This is a genomic window from Paenibacillus sp. HB172176 (genome assembly GCF_011947265.1).
GTDB lineage: Bacteria > Bacillota > Bacilli > Paenibacillales > Paenibacillaceae > Pristimantibacillus.
Genome location: NZ_JAATHD010000001.1, coordinates 436,937 through 450,254, shown reverse-complemented (window position 1 = coordinate 450,254; position 13,318 = coordinate 436,937). Strand labels below are relative to the sequence as shown.

The window sequence follows — 13,318 nt, the reverse complement described above, 5'->3', positions numbered from 1 at the left end:
GAAAACTCGTGAAAGGTGCGTAAGCGCTATAGCGCTGAAAATCAGCGTTGCAGCGCGGTAGGAGGATCGGAGAGGAGCACTTGAGCACCCCCGAACGCTAGCATTCAGGGATGCTTATGCAAATGCAAATTTATTTGATCAGTTCGGACTTTTGCAGAAGTCTCTGCACGATGACAGCTACCTCGGCTCTGGTCAGGTGCTCCTTCGGCGCAAGCTGCATGCCGCTTCGTCCCGAAACAATGCCGGACTGTACGCAATCGGCAATACCGTCTAAGGCCCATGAGGATGCTTCTGCCGTATCGATGTAAGGACGAAGGGTGACGTCAACGGGTTGAACAGGAAGCGCGGCTTTCAAGTTTGTGATTGCCATCGCCTTGTTGATGATGACCATCGCCTGTTCACGCGTAATCTTGTCATTCGGGCGGAATGTTCCATCCTCAAGCCCATTGATCAAGTGATAGGCATAGGCCGTGTTTATAGCGCCGTTATACCAATCCGTCTCCTTCACATCCGTGAAGACACTCGTTCCGTTCTCCGGCTTCAGACCCAATCCACGAACGATAATCGCAGCAAACTCCGCGCGCGTAATCGCTTGATCGGGATTAAACCTGCCATTGTCTACTCCGCTGATGACCATCCGCGAGCCCATATCGTTGACCGCATCCTTCGCCCAATGGCTCGCAACATCCATAAATTCGAGCGGATGCCATACTACGGAATACGTACTGTTCGTCAAGCTGTTAACTTTGACGTAATACTTGCCATCAATGGCTATGACCTTTGTCGGCACATGTCGTACCGTTCCATCTGGATCAACAACAACTCCTGTTGTAATCCTGGTCGGATCAACATCATCCGGCAGGGCAATCGTACGTTCGACATAAGCGTTAAATTCCGTCACTTCTTCCGTACGGTCGCCATAAACTGCGCTAACCTTGAAGTTAAGCGGAGGTACAACAAGCGTAAGTCTCTCGCGACTAGCTGCATCGTTGACTACACGAACGGTTTCGGTTAACGGCTCGGCAATTTCAACCCTCACCTTGATGTCCTGCAAAGCGAGATTTGTGCCCAAACGTTCGGAAAGCGCATCAATATTGATTTCCTCTGCCGGTATTAGATAGGCTGCCTTATCGGTGCGAATCTCCACTACCGCTTGCTGATTTTCCATGTTTTTAACCATGCGGCCGTTAAATTCGCCCACGATAACTTCACTGTTTAATGAAGCTTGGATCGTTATAACGGCATGATCGCCTTCGGCTTCAAGTCTTTGCTGCAACTTCTCGTCATCAACTGCAATGATGGTTACTTTTTGTCCATCAACAACATCTGTCGTTGCTGTCCCAGCGTTCTCTACTTTACCGTTCACAAGCACATCCGCCCCTGTAATTTCAGGTTCAGGAGACGGTTGAGACAGCGGATTATCGTCATCGTCGTCACTATTGTTCGATGGCGCTCTCGGCGTGACGGAGTTGGACGGTGCAGAGGAATCACTGTAGCCTTTAGCATTCTTTGCTTTCACCGTGAACGTGTAGCTGGTCCCATTGGTTAGTCCAGTGATGGCAACCGAAGTTGCATCCGAACTTGCTGTTGCGACTTGTTTCCCCCCAGAATCGAATACTTCATATCCGGTAATCGGGCTTCCGCCATTATCATCTGGAGGGGTAAAAGTAATCGTTGCACTGCCGTTTCCTGCAGTAGCTGCTGCATTTGTTGGTACCGCAGGCACGGTAGCAGGTGTTGCGCTGACTTCATTGGACGCCGCGCTTAAACCGCCTGAATTTCCTGCATTCACCACAAAGTAATAGCTTGTCCCATTGCTTAGATTTTGCACTTGATAAGTCGCTTCGGTTACGGTCGCAAGTAAGGTATCGCTAAACACATCAGGCACTTCAGACATATACACCGTATAGTAGGTCGCGCCTGTCACGGTATCCCAACTTAAATCAATCGAACGATTGCCCGCAGTCGCTGACAGGTTCTGCGGATTGGCAGGGGGATCGGGCAGAGATACCGTCACTGTAATCGTCGCCGCATCGCTCTTCGTTCCATCAAAGGTTGACGTCGCGGTGATCGTATAGTCGCCAGCTGCAGCATCCGCCGCTACGGCGACCAGTCCGCTTTCGTCCACAGTCACTTTATCGTTTGTATCGCTGCTTGACCATGTTACCGTCGTTGCCGCGCCTCCGACCGCATCGACGCTTGCCGATAACTGCCGCGTTCCGCCTTGCACCACATTGGCCGTTTCGGGCGTGACGCTCACGCTGTTCACGGCGGGAGCCAGCGTCACCGTAAGCGTCGCTGCATCATGCTTCGTTCCATCAAAGGTTGACGTCGCGGTGATCGTGTAGTCGCCAGCTGCGGCATCCGCCGCTACGGTGACCAGCCCGTTTTCGTCCACAGTGACTTTATCGTTTGTGTCGCTGCTTGACCATGTTACCGTCGTCGCCGCGCCTCCGACCGCATCGACGCTTGCCGATAACTGCCGCGTTCCGCCTTGCACCACATTTGCCGTTTCAGGCGTGACGCTCACGCTGTTCACGGCGGGAGCCAGCGTCACCGTAAGCGTCGCTGCATCGCTCTTCGTTCCATCAAAGGTTGACGTCGCGGTGATCGTGTAGTCGCCAGCTGCGGCATCTGCCGCTACGGTGACCAGCCCGCTTTCGTCCACAGTCACTTTATCGTTTGCGTCGCTGCTTGACCATGTTACCGTCTTTGCCGCGCCTCCGACCGCATCGACGCTTGCCGATAACTGCCGCGTTCCGCCTTGCACGATATTGGCTGTTTCAGGCGTGACGCTCACGCTGTTCACGGCGGGAGCCAGCGTCACCGTAAGCGTCGCTGCATCGCTCTTCGTTCCATCAAAGATTGACGTCGCGGTGATCGTGTAGTCGCCAGCTGCGGCATCTGCCGCTACGGTGACCAGTCCGCTTTCGTCCACAGTCACTTTATCGTTTGTGTCGCTGCTTGACCATGTTACCGTCGTCGCCGCTCCTCCGACCGCATCGACGCTTGCCGTTAACTGCCGCGTTCCGCCTTGCACGACATTGGTCGTTTCAGGCGTTACGCTCACGCTGTTCACGGCGGGAGATGTTTGATTATTGTGTATAAGGGCAGGATAATCCGTTCCTTCTTCGATTGTCCATACATTTGTAAAATCCCATCCCGAATACGTAGACTGCTGCCACATCTCGGCTGTCGTTCTTCCTGTGCCTTTGTCCGTATCCGATTGCCCGGTTGTACTGGCATCATAATAACTGTTTGCAACGACGCCGTTGCTCATCACTTTTCCTACCAAACCGCCCGAAGGGTCGCCCCCTGTCACCGCTCCGATCGCATAGCTAGTGTTGATCGTACCGATCGCAAACAGCCCAACTAAACCGCCTGCTTGATCATGACCCTCTACGCTTCCGGTTGCATAGCTATTATTAATATTGGCATAATTTAGTCCAATCAAGCCGCCAATGTATGCACCCGTTCCTTTCACATCCACAGCCGTGTAGCTTTCGCTAACCGTGGAATTACCGTAAGAACCGCCAACCAACCCGCCTACGAGATTCATCCCTTGCACTTTTCCGCTCGCATAACTGCGATCAATTGTGTCCGAATCGGTCAGCTTCCCGACAAGTCCACCTGAAAAGGAGTATCCTGTTACGTCTATATCTTCCAACTTTACATTAGTGAATTGAGCCCCGGACGAATCCCCGAATAGGCCTATATATTCCTCGCTTCTATTAATCGTTAAATGAGAGATCGTATAGCCGTTTCCATCAAATGAACCTGTGAAATAGTAATATTTAGGAAAACATGACTCTGGGTCAAAGTCATTGAAACAACTGAATTCTTCATATCCTATCGGATCCCAGCCTGCTGCGCCCCACTTCGTATAGCCTGCCCCGCCGTCGCTTAAATAAGGTGCCAAATCAATATTCGCTCCCAATTTATAATGCGCGCCTAAGTCATTGCGCACTTCATCCAGTTGCGCAGCGGTCATGATGATGTATGGATTGCTTTCTGTTCCGGATCCGGTTCCGCTAAACCCGCTTGGCGATGCCATAACCGGCTTAACAGGGAACAATGCGAAGGAACTCATCACGAACAACGCAACGAGTAAGCTAATCGTCACTCTTTTCCTCATTCTAGCTGAATACATCGATAATTCCTCCTCATATACAAGCCTTACAATACTATTCAGGCAGCGATAGCCAACATTTCGACTAAATAGTTGATATTCCGACACCACTTACCCTAACAAACCATTCTGACTAAATTCTAATTCCTTCTCCATTCATAACAGCTTACGCCATCGGAATATCCGTGGCGCTGCTTCAACGCAAAAGAAAAGATGTTCTTTTTTTACCTTGGTCCATTTTCCTGTTGGCGCGACGACTCTTCATCAGTGGATTCAAACGCTGGTTAAGTTTGGACTGTTGTACCGCGGAATTGTCTCGAACAAAATCATCAAAAGTATGGTTTAGTAGATTTCTGGTTATCTGTCGAAGACGCAAACCATTTTCCAAATTAGGGTTTATGGCCATCACTTTACCGAATTGAACGGATTTGATGACTTCTTCATCTTCTAAAACGATACCCAACAAATTAGAAGTCAAGATGCTTAATATATAGTCGATATCTACCCTGTATTCAGACTCACAGGCTTCTCGATAACGATTGATGACAATATACGGTTCTACTTCTAACTGGCGCTCGATCAAGCCAATAACTCTATCGGCATCCTGAACAGACGTGCGATCCGGTGTGACAACCACCACAGCTTCCTTTGCCGCTGAAACCGCCTCTTTAAATCCACTTTCAATACCTGCCGGGGAGTCGATCAAAATATAATCAAAGTTATGATTAGCCGCTATACGGGATACGACTTGTTGAAATATTTGCTCGTCGCATATTTGTTCCAAACGGTTCCTGCTCCCTGGTATAAAATAAAGGGAAGAAAAATGTTTGTCCTTGACCATAGCCTGTTCTACACTGCAATAACCGGTGCAAACCTGCAAAATATCAAAAACAATCCTGTTGCTGAGCCCAAGAGGAATATCCAGATTATTCAATCCAAAGTCAGCATCAATTAAACAAACCTTTTTACCCATTAATGCTAACGCACTGCCTATATTTGCAGTTATCGTAGTTTTTCCAACTCCTCCCTTCCCTGAAGTGACCGTTATGATTCGGGTCATCCATAATCCTCCTTCAAAATTCTGTTGTAACAAATACCTATATACCATTAAAGCCTTACAACGCTATTCAGGAAACGATACCTTTTTTTCGACAAAATAGTTGATATTCCGACACTATTCATGCTAACAAACCATTCTAACCAAATTCTAACTCCTTCTCGTCTCAAAAAAAAACGGCTCACGCCATCGGAATATCCTTGGCGCTGCCGCTGCATAGTCGTTGGTATAATTGAACCGTGCTCTCCATCGGTTCGATGTCCAATTCTTCTTTCATCAACCTTGTAAATCGCTCATAATGACGAATTATGGAGGGCCGATCGCCCAGTCTCGCATAGCTTAGCAGAATCGAAGCGTTGATGTCTTCGTGAAAGGGATGCCGCGTATGGGCATGAAGCAAGCAGCGCAGGGCCGATGCCTCGTTTCGTACGGATCGATAGTATTCCGCCATCCGATTCATGAGAGAGATATAGGCGTCCTTCAACGTTTCCATCGCTTCATACGACCAAATGAACCCCTCTTGCTCCATATAATTGCCCGTGTATAATGCAGCAGCCGCTTCACACGCGGCGATGTTGCCCGCCTGCACCTCCGTACCGACGGCTATCCGCTCGAATTCGTCCGCATCGCACCACATCTTCAGCAGCTCCAGCCGATAACCGTTATCCTTGTAAACCAGCTTCTCCTCGCAGCCCAGACTGTTCATCATTTTTCTGATGTTATACACACAGGTATGCAAAAAAGCGCTTGCTTGCTCCGGGGCTGCATCCGGCCAAAGATGCTCGAGAATGCTAGCCTTTGACACCACCTGATTGCGTCTATGCACCAGGTACGCCATCAGCTCGCGATCTTTATACCGCTTCCAATTCACCGATTCTCCGGTCTGCGCATCCACGATCCATTCGAATTGACCGAAGCAGCGGAATCCGGGACCAACCCTCTCGTCGTCCTTCTCTGCTCGCCTCTCGTCCTTCCGCTCCTCTCCATTCCGCGCATCCCGTCGCCATAACAATCGTTCGATCGTCTTGCTCAGCCTGCTGGCCGTTGGGGGTTTCAACAGATAATCGACGGCGTTCAATTCAAATGCCTCTATCGCATATTCATTGTAGGCTGTAACAAATACAACATCCACATTCGGATTAACCTCCACCAAGTATTCGGCAACCTCAAGTCCATTCATCCCCGGCATTTGAATATCGAGAAACACGACGTCAACCTGTTCCTGCTTCATGCTCTCGACTGCCTCCCGGGGCTGAGTAAATCTTCCCGCAATCTCAATGTTCCCCATAAGCGCGAGCCGCCGTTCCATTAAATTCAACACCGGCTCTTCGTCATCAACCAAAATCACTCGCAGCATATCCCCATCACCTCGCAGGAATTCGTATCGTTACCTTCGTCCCTTGCCCTTGCGCGCTTTCGATTTCCAATCCCGAACCGAACGAATGCTGCAAACGGCGTTCAATATTGATTAGACCCACCCCTTTGACACTGTGCTTTTGCTCTTTCAACATCGTCAGCACGGCTTCCGGCATTCCGGGTCCGTCATCCGTTACACGAATGACTACGTCCTCTTCTTCTGCCTGAATTGAAATATGGATGTTCCCCGCATCCGTCTGGCTCATCGCTCCGTGCCTTACCGCATTTTCTACAATCGGTTGAATGATAAGCGGCGGAATTTCACGTTGGATAAGATGATCCACATCGAGCCTGATTTGCAATCGTTCGCCAAACCGCGCCATCTCGATCTTCAAGTAAGCACTCACCAGCTCCAATTCTTTCCTGATGGTTACGAACTGCTCCCGATTCTGAAAGTCAAAGCTTCCTCGCAAATAATCGCTCAGATCCTCAAGTAGCATCTGCGCCTTGCCGACGTCGGTATAGCTGACCGAGATAATCGTTGTCATCGCATTAAACAGAAAATGAGGCTTGATCTGCGCTTGAAGGAAAGCCATCTCGGAGTTAACTACCTCGCTAACGGAGGCTTTCATATTCAGCAGCGTACGGATACGCGCCCTGAGTTCTCCCGCTTCAACCGGTTTGCTCACAAAATCGTTAACCCCGGCTTCAAAAGCCGCTAAGATGTCCTGGGAGCGGTTTCTCGAGGTCAACAACAGCACAGGAAGCTCGGATAGCGAATACCGCTCACGGATGCTGCGACACACTTCGTAACCTGACAGTCCGGGCATCATCAGATCGAGCACAGCCAGGTCAATAGAACGATGACGTTCCAACTCCTCCAATGCTTTGGTGCCGTTAGAGACTACAATAACCGAGTAGTTGTCAGCAGACAAGAGCGTCGTCAGCACCTGCCGATTCATAGGATCATCATCCGCAATGAGGATCGTAGCTTCACTCCCCTTGCTCGATCTTGCCGCTTCCTCCAATGAATCGTCCGCTCCTGCCGCTAGCTCCGCCATCCCGTGCTGCAGTCCAGCAAGCATGCCCTGCTCCGCTGCCTGGCTGCTTGCTCCTTGTGCCAGAGGGAGAGTGAATGTAAAGTTAGAGCCCTGCCCCACTTCAGACGACACGGCAATCGTCCCGCCATGAAGCTCCACTAATCGCTTGGTGATGTTCAGGCCTAATCCCGTACCGCCATATTCTAGCGCAATCGTTCGATCCGCCTGTTCATAAGACTCGAAGATCGTTTCCAAAGCATTCGGGGGAATACCGATCCCCGTATCATGAACAGCTATTTCCAGCCACTTGCCTCTTTCCCGGGCTGTGACGCGTATTTCCCCCTCATCTGTGAACTTGAGCGCATTGCCGACCAGGTTGTACATCACTTGCACAAGCCTGTCTTCATCGGCGTCCACGCTTGGCAAGTCGGCGGGCAGTCCGTTAACAAACGCAACAGGCTTGTCTCCCGCCAAATGCCGGAACATGTCCAGTACGACATGGATGATAGATCGAGCATCCACCGCGCTCCGTCTCAAAACAAGCTCGTCATTTTTCAATTTGGATAAATCGAGAATGTCGTTGATCAGATTCGCTAATCTCCGGGAGATAGACACGATTGCATTCATATTCCCCTTTTCATTTTCGCTGAGCCGGGCAGATGCGCCTTCCAGTACAGACTGGGAGAGATTCAAGATACCGTGAACCGGAGTTTTCAGCTCGTGTGACGTATTGGCGAGAAATTCATCCTTCAATCGATCAAGGGAAAGCAGTCTGTCCGACATCGACTCAATCGTTCGGAATGCTTTTGAGAACCGCCTTGCCAGTTCTGTCGCTTCGATAAAAATCAAAGCAAACATCCCAAAAGGAAACAACTGCGTACCCATCCAGTCATAACTAAACGAATCCAACGGTCCTTGCAAAAGCACAATGTCGTGAACCATCGTCAACATCAGGATAACCGCTCCGGTAATCTGCAAAACGGCGCCGCTTCGTTTTCTCTGAATAGCCCGAACAAATCCGTATAGGTAATAGGGACAGCATATCAGGACAAAAAGATGAAAATTGTTCGTCCATTTCGTATAAAGTTCAGCAGGAAGGAAGATGACCGTCAGTATGAACCCGCATCCAATCCATACAATCGGTCTTATGATCTTCTTGGAGAATTCATCCGGATAGAGCTCCCGAAGAAACATCGCGGTAAGCGTCATGCCTCCGTAGTAGGTAATGTATTCATTAAAAATGAGCACGCGTATGTCGATACCCGGAAATAAATGTTGAATGAGAATCTCTTTCATGGACAATATTCGAATCACGACAAGCAAACAAATAAAGCCGAAATAAAGAGAAGATCGATTCGTTCTGCGCTGAATGAAAATAACGATATGATATAACCCCATAATCAGCGTACTTCCCAGAATGATCATGTGAATTGCAAATTCCTCTTGAGCCGAATCGGCGATTTGTTCTACCGTACCCAGCTTCATAACATTCCATATCCCTCCGCGGGCGTAGAGGTAATTGGATACTTGCACGACAATATCGAATTCCCCGGATGCAGGCTGAAACACAATGATCCGCGGCGAATAGGCGGCGACGACCCGAGCCTTTGATTCCGACACCTTTCCGCCCTCGGCTACAGTCCTTCCATCAATCATAACCTTATAGGCGGTAGACATCGTCGGAATGTTCAGGGACAGGGAATCAAGCCTGCCATCGGTCTTCACTTGCAGTCGGTATGTCGCATACCCCTGTCCGGGCAAATGCTTTCCTTCCAATTGATAGCTATTCCAAACGCTTGGCACTTCAACATAATCGTCAGGCAGCCCCGAGTCCAACCGTTTAAAATCATCAAATGCGAGAAGGCGTTCCCAATAAAACGCCCATTCTCCGGCAAGCTTTATTTCCCCTTCTCTTTGAAAGTCCCATTGTGTCAAATCCAACATGCCATGCACGATTGGCGGGACCGCCCGAGCAGGCTGCTTCGTAGTGAATCCCGGCAGCAGCACAACACTGCATACCACCAAGACAATGAATATAATCATTCCGATTATTCTTATATTGCGTTTCTTATCTTGGGTCATCAATTCCACCATTCCACTTGCTTCTGCAAGATTTCGATTAAATCTCCTTCCGAAATTAATCTCATGTACTTCTTGGCAATCACCGGATAATTACCTGACAGCGGCCGATGCCTCATACTATTCCCTCCCAAACGCGATTAGGTCTATCAAACTGTCTTCATTGTAGACCTAGTCCGGCTCTCCGGCAACAAACTTCATTTTCATTCAGATCTCTTCAACACAGGAATCATGCGTTCTCCTTCCAACCTCTCCCTGACCGCAAGCGGCCACTCCTCGAAAGGGCCATATTCAGACAATAGCGCAAAGACCCACCTGTCAATGCCAAAAGCCACACAGCCCGAAGACCACGGCGAACCGGAAGGACCCTTAACATCAAACGGCTTGCAAAGCGAGTCTCCCATATGATTAAAAGAGGCGATTGAAAATGTGCTCCCTTGCGGGACTTCCACAAGCAGCTCATATTTCATGGAGGCCATTTTCTGATGCTGGATTTTGAGCGCATCCTCAGAGAAGTAGAAGGGATCATTCGCCGTAGTTATACTGCCGGCAAGCCCAAGCTCGCTGAACCACGACCAGATTTCCTTCATCCACCAGCTTCGTTCTTCCTCCACAAATTCCGAATCCCCGATAAATACAATTTCCCGCATGCCGAATTCGGATAACCGATGGTTGCCCACTCTCCATTCGGCTTCATGACGGAAGCAGCTTCCCATAGCGGTGAGCAGCACAGGTTCGTTCAGCGTCGTGCCGGACATTTCCTCATAACAATGGAAACAAACCGCCGGGGCAAGCGCATAACGGCTTTGCCGGGCAAGCGCTGCCGGATCGGGGGCCGCTTTAATCTGCCTTAATACATCATACCGGTGCGGGAATTCGCCCACCAAAAACAAATTTTGCGGAAAAGACCTCATATAACCGCATTTCTCCAGCGTATCGAGCGCAATCATCGAAGGGTATTTACGCAGTGCAGCCCCTCTTCGTAAAGCCATATCTTGAAACTGATGATCCAGCATTTCCACCAGTCTCACTGCAAAGTCCCGCTTGACACTTCCATCCGCAGCGAAGACATGATGCAATTTCCTCTCAAAGTCGGATCTGCGTCCGAGCTCCGGAAGCCCCGTTCTCCGGGAAATCCGGTTGACTGTTCTGCTTCCAAGCGAACGGATTCCCCTTTCTTCGCCAATCATCGCTTGCACCGTTTCTAAGATGCCATCACAATTGTTTATGTCATCCGGCTCGATTACAATCTCCATACATTCCTGATCCCATTCGCATTCGTGAATACCCTCAATGCTATATGCCAGCTTGGACATTAGCGATTGTGCTTGGTTCAGTGTCAAGATGCCCTCACAGGACAACCGAAGCTTCCCCACTGGGAACACCTCCAATAAAAGTCATTTGACGATGACGCGTTTCCACTATCACGCGGCCAAGCAGCTCCTTCTCCAGAGTCGCCCCCTCTAACAGCGTAGCAGCCATTCTATCAATTAATTTCTTCTCCCCGCTCACCGAATATTTTAGCAGCATACCGACAGCAATCTGATGCCCTCTCTCCACCTCCGCATAAGCCGGTTCCAGCGCCGCATTCGTCAGAAAGCCATGTTCCAGCATGTATCGGAGCCTCCTTCTCATTATTTTCTTATGCTCATAGAGAATGTGCAGCAGCCGAATATCCACAATCTCCTGCTCCTGCATGAGCGCGTTCAGATATTCCTGCATCCGATCATAAATCTCTATGCCGTACGTATTTTCCGCACATAAATAGGAGGTCGGCTTCCATCCGCTAACATAACGTTCCAAAGCATCCACTACGGCAAGCGAGTCAAAAACCACATTTCTTTCATATTGAAAATAGGTTTTGGGCTTAAAGGAAACCGACATAACCCGTTGATCGAACCAATCCCTCTCGGCATCCGCATGGGCATAAGCCAGCTCCATCTCTTCAAAGCTGCATACCGTTTCCGTATATTTGCCTCCGCGCAAATTGTCGGCAATATTCAGCGTTCCCGCTTCCGCATCATAACCATAAATGAACATATCATGGTTATGCGAATGTTTGCCGTAAGCGTCGGCTTCACGGATATGAAACTGATCGGCCAGAAAATAGACATAATTGCCCATATCAATGGCGTCTACTGCGAATTGAACAATACTCCCCTTCCATACTTTCGTAATCGTGTCCCGGTGCGTGAACTGAAAATGGAGCCATGGGCAATCGAACAACAGCGGATCAAAGAAACTATCCTTTTTGTTGGTATAATCGATTTTTCGCATCGATTCGAAATAAACCAGTTGAATAAAATGGCTGTAGATCCAAGGCAATGTTTCTTCTCGATTGCCGATGATGCTAAATAGATGAGCGACATTGGGATACGTCTTGTAATCGTGGTCATGCATGGGCAGCCGTTTTGTTGTCATCGCGTTATCCTCCTAACGTGAATGGGTCGGTCGAAGACATTATAATCAGACCGGGTGGGCCATCTTCCTGACGATGCTGGAGGCAAACTGATCGATAGTAGCAAAAAAATCAATGATCAATTCATCATCGTCAAATGCAATGTCGAAATGCTGCTCGATGTGGACAAGCAGCTGGACCATTCTGAGCGAATCCATCCCCATCTCGCGAATCTGGGCATAGATGTCAGCGTCGCGCTCCAAAGACGGGTTATCGGTCATCTCGGCAATTTTTTTCTTCAAATAATAAATCGTTTCACTCCTCACGGCATGGTTAGACATAGGACACACTCCCTGTATCATATTTCTTAACGCGGTCACGCCTTTGTTTTAAGCTATAATTGTACTATCTGGAAAGGGGGATGATTCATGATTGAATGGCAAATTTCCCAGTTAATCCCGCTTAGCTTCGAAAAGTTTCAACCGACATCAGAAGAAGCATGGACAAGCTCTTCCTTTCAATTGATTTGGTCGCAGCAGCAAAGCTTTGCATGCAGCATCGGCGATTTCATTCAAGCTGTTGCAATCGGGCAGTTGCTCCTGGTCAAACCGCTGCAACTCGTTAAGCTCACTTCAGGAAATCCGAACACACTCCACATTGTCGCCTTCCATTTCCCCTCCCTGTTGTCCTTGCCCGCTTTGCCCTTGTCGCTTAAGGGAAGCTTAAATCCTCTCTGCAAGCAACTGCTTATGCACATTCAAGCCTACAGATCAACTTCGGATGAAGCCGAGGCGCGCATTCATTTGTCCAGCTTGGTGTTCTCACTGCTTATGGAATGCTTTGCTCAACGGGAGTTCAATCCTCCCCCTTCAAAGCAGAGGCCTGTCTCCCAAGCCAAATCGATTAAGAGGAAAAAAAGCAGCCTGCCTATCGTATATGCCGTGCGCTATATGCGCAAGCACCTGGCCAATCCCGATCTGTCGCTTCAGGAAATAGCGGGAGCGGTTGGCTATCATCCCAATTACTTTTGTCAGGAATTCAGCCATATCTTCGGCATTTCGCCGATCCGTCATCTGAATGAGCTTCGGGTAAGCAAAGCGCTCGATTATTTGGAGAATACGGATTATCCCGTCAAACAAATCTGTGAGCTCATCGGCATCCGCAACCCCGGCAATTTCACCGGAATGGTCAAGAGCAAGCTTGGAATGACTCCTGTGGAATACCGCAGAAGGCATAGAACAAGGACCATGAATGTGTAA

General features: G+C 49.2%; 9 protein-coding genes. 1 reads left to right on the top strand and 8 read right to left on the bottom strand.

Annotated features, from left to right (window positions below):
• Window positions 1–130 precede the first annotated feature (130 nt).
• The 8 genes from HFP08_RS01740 to HFP08_RS01710 all read right to left on the bottom strand — a co-directional run bounded on the left by HFP08_RS01740 (window position 131) and on the right by HFP08_RS01710 (window position 12,400).
• Window positions 131–4,150, bottom strand: a complete 4,020-nt coding sequence (locus tag HFP08_RS01740; RefSeq protein ID WP_168118779.1) for an S-layer homology domain-containing protein — start codon at window positions 4,148–4,150, stop codon at window positions 131–133.
• Window positions 4,151–4,325: 175 nt separating this feature from the next.
• Window positions 4,326–5,189 (bottom strand): septum site-determining protein MinD, encoded by an 864-nt coding sequence (minD, locus tag HFP08_RS01735; RefSeq protein WP_168118778.1) that lies wholly within the window; start codon window positions 5,187–5,189, stop codon window positions 4,326–4,328.
• Window positions 5,190–5,367: 178 nt separating this feature from the next.
• Window positions 5,368–6,543, bottom strand: a complete 1,176-nt coding sequence (locus HFP08_RS01730; protein WP_168118777.1) for a response regulator — start codon at window positions 6,541–6,543, stop codon at window positions 5,368–5,370.
• A 7-nt stretch (window positions 6,544–6,550) separates the two neighbouring features.
• Window positions 6,551–9,676 (bottom strand): hybrid sensor histidine kinase/response regulator, encoded by a 3,126-nt coding sequence (locus HFP08_RS01725; RefSeq protein WP_168118776.1) that lies wholly within the window; start codon window positions 9,674–9,676, stop codon window positions 6,551–6,553.
• The gene (locus HFP08_RS29645; protein ID WP_481856528.1) at window positions 9,664–9,780 is read right to left on the bottom strand and encodes an SH3 domain-containing protein; all 117 of its coding nucleotides are present in this window, start codon (window positions 9,778–9,780) and stop codon (window positions 9,664–9,666) included. Before HFP08_RS29645 ends, HFP08_RS01725 begins: the two co-directional genes overlap by 13 nt.
• 84 nt (window positions 9,781–9,864) lie before the next feature.
• A complete protein-coding gene (locus HFP08_RS01720; protein ID WP_168118775.1) occupies window positions 9,865–11,037 on the bottom strand; it encodes an aminoacyl--tRNA ligase-related protein in 1,173 nt (390 codons plus the stop codon).
• Complete coding sequence (locus tag HFP08_RS01715) at window positions 11,012–12,082, bottom strand: hypothetical protein (protein ID WP_168118774.1); 1,071 nt, start codon at window positions 12,080–12,082, stop codon at window positions 11,012–11,014. Before HFP08_RS01715 ends, HFP08_RS01720 begins: the two co-directional genes overlap by 26 nt.
• Window positions 12,083–12,127: 45 nt before the next feature.
• A complete protein-coding gene (locus HFP08_RS01710) occupies window positions 12,128–12,400 on the bottom strand; it encodes an acyl carrier protein (RefSeq protein ID WP_168118773.1) in 273 nt (90 codons plus the stop codon).
• Between the two features lie 87 nt (window positions 12,401–12,487).
• Between HFP08_RS01710 and HFP08_RS01705 the strand changes: the two genes are divergently transcribed.
• Entirely contained in the window at window positions 12,488–13,318 is an 831-nt protein-coding gene (locus HFP08_RS01705; protein ID WP_168118772.1) for a helix-turn-helix domain-containing protein, read from the top strand.

What these genes read in the sequence shown, in the direction of transcription:
- HFP08_RS01740 (WP_168118779.1), bottom strand. Translation starts at nt 4,150, where the DNA reads ATGTATTCAGCTAGAATGAGGAAAAGAGTGACGATTAGCTTACTCGTT.
- minD (WP_168118778.1), bottom strand. Translation starts at nt 5,189, where the DNA reads ATGACCCGAATCATAACGGTCACTTCAGGGAAGGGAGGAGTTGGAAAA.
- HFP08_RS01730 (WP_168118777.1), bottom strand. Translation starts at nt 6,543, where the DNA reads ATGCTGCGAGTGATTTTGGTTGATGACGAAGAGCCGGTGTTGAATTTA.
- HFP08_RS01725 (WP_168118776.1), bottom strand. Translation starts at nt 9,676, where the DNA reads ATGGTGGAATTGATGACCCAAGATAAGAAACGCAATATAAGAATAATC.
- HFP08_RS29645 (WP_481856528.1), bottom strand. Translation starts at nt 9,780, where the DNA reads ATGAGGCATCGGCCGCTGTCAGGTAATTATCCGGTGATTGCCAAGAAG.
- HFP08_RS01715 (WP_168118774.1), bottom strand. Translation starts at nt 12,082, where the DNA reads ATGACAACAAAACGGCTGCCCATGCATGACCACGATTACAAGACGTAT.
- HFP08_RS01710 (WP_168118773.1), bottom strand. Translation starts at nt 12,400, where the DNA reads ATGTCTAACCATGCCGTGAGGAGTGAAACGATTTATTATTTGAAGAAA.
- HFP08_RS01705 (WP_168118772.1), top strand. Translation starts at nt 12,488, where the DNA reads ATGATTGAATGGCAAATTTCCCAGTTAATCCCGCTTAGCTTCGAAAAG.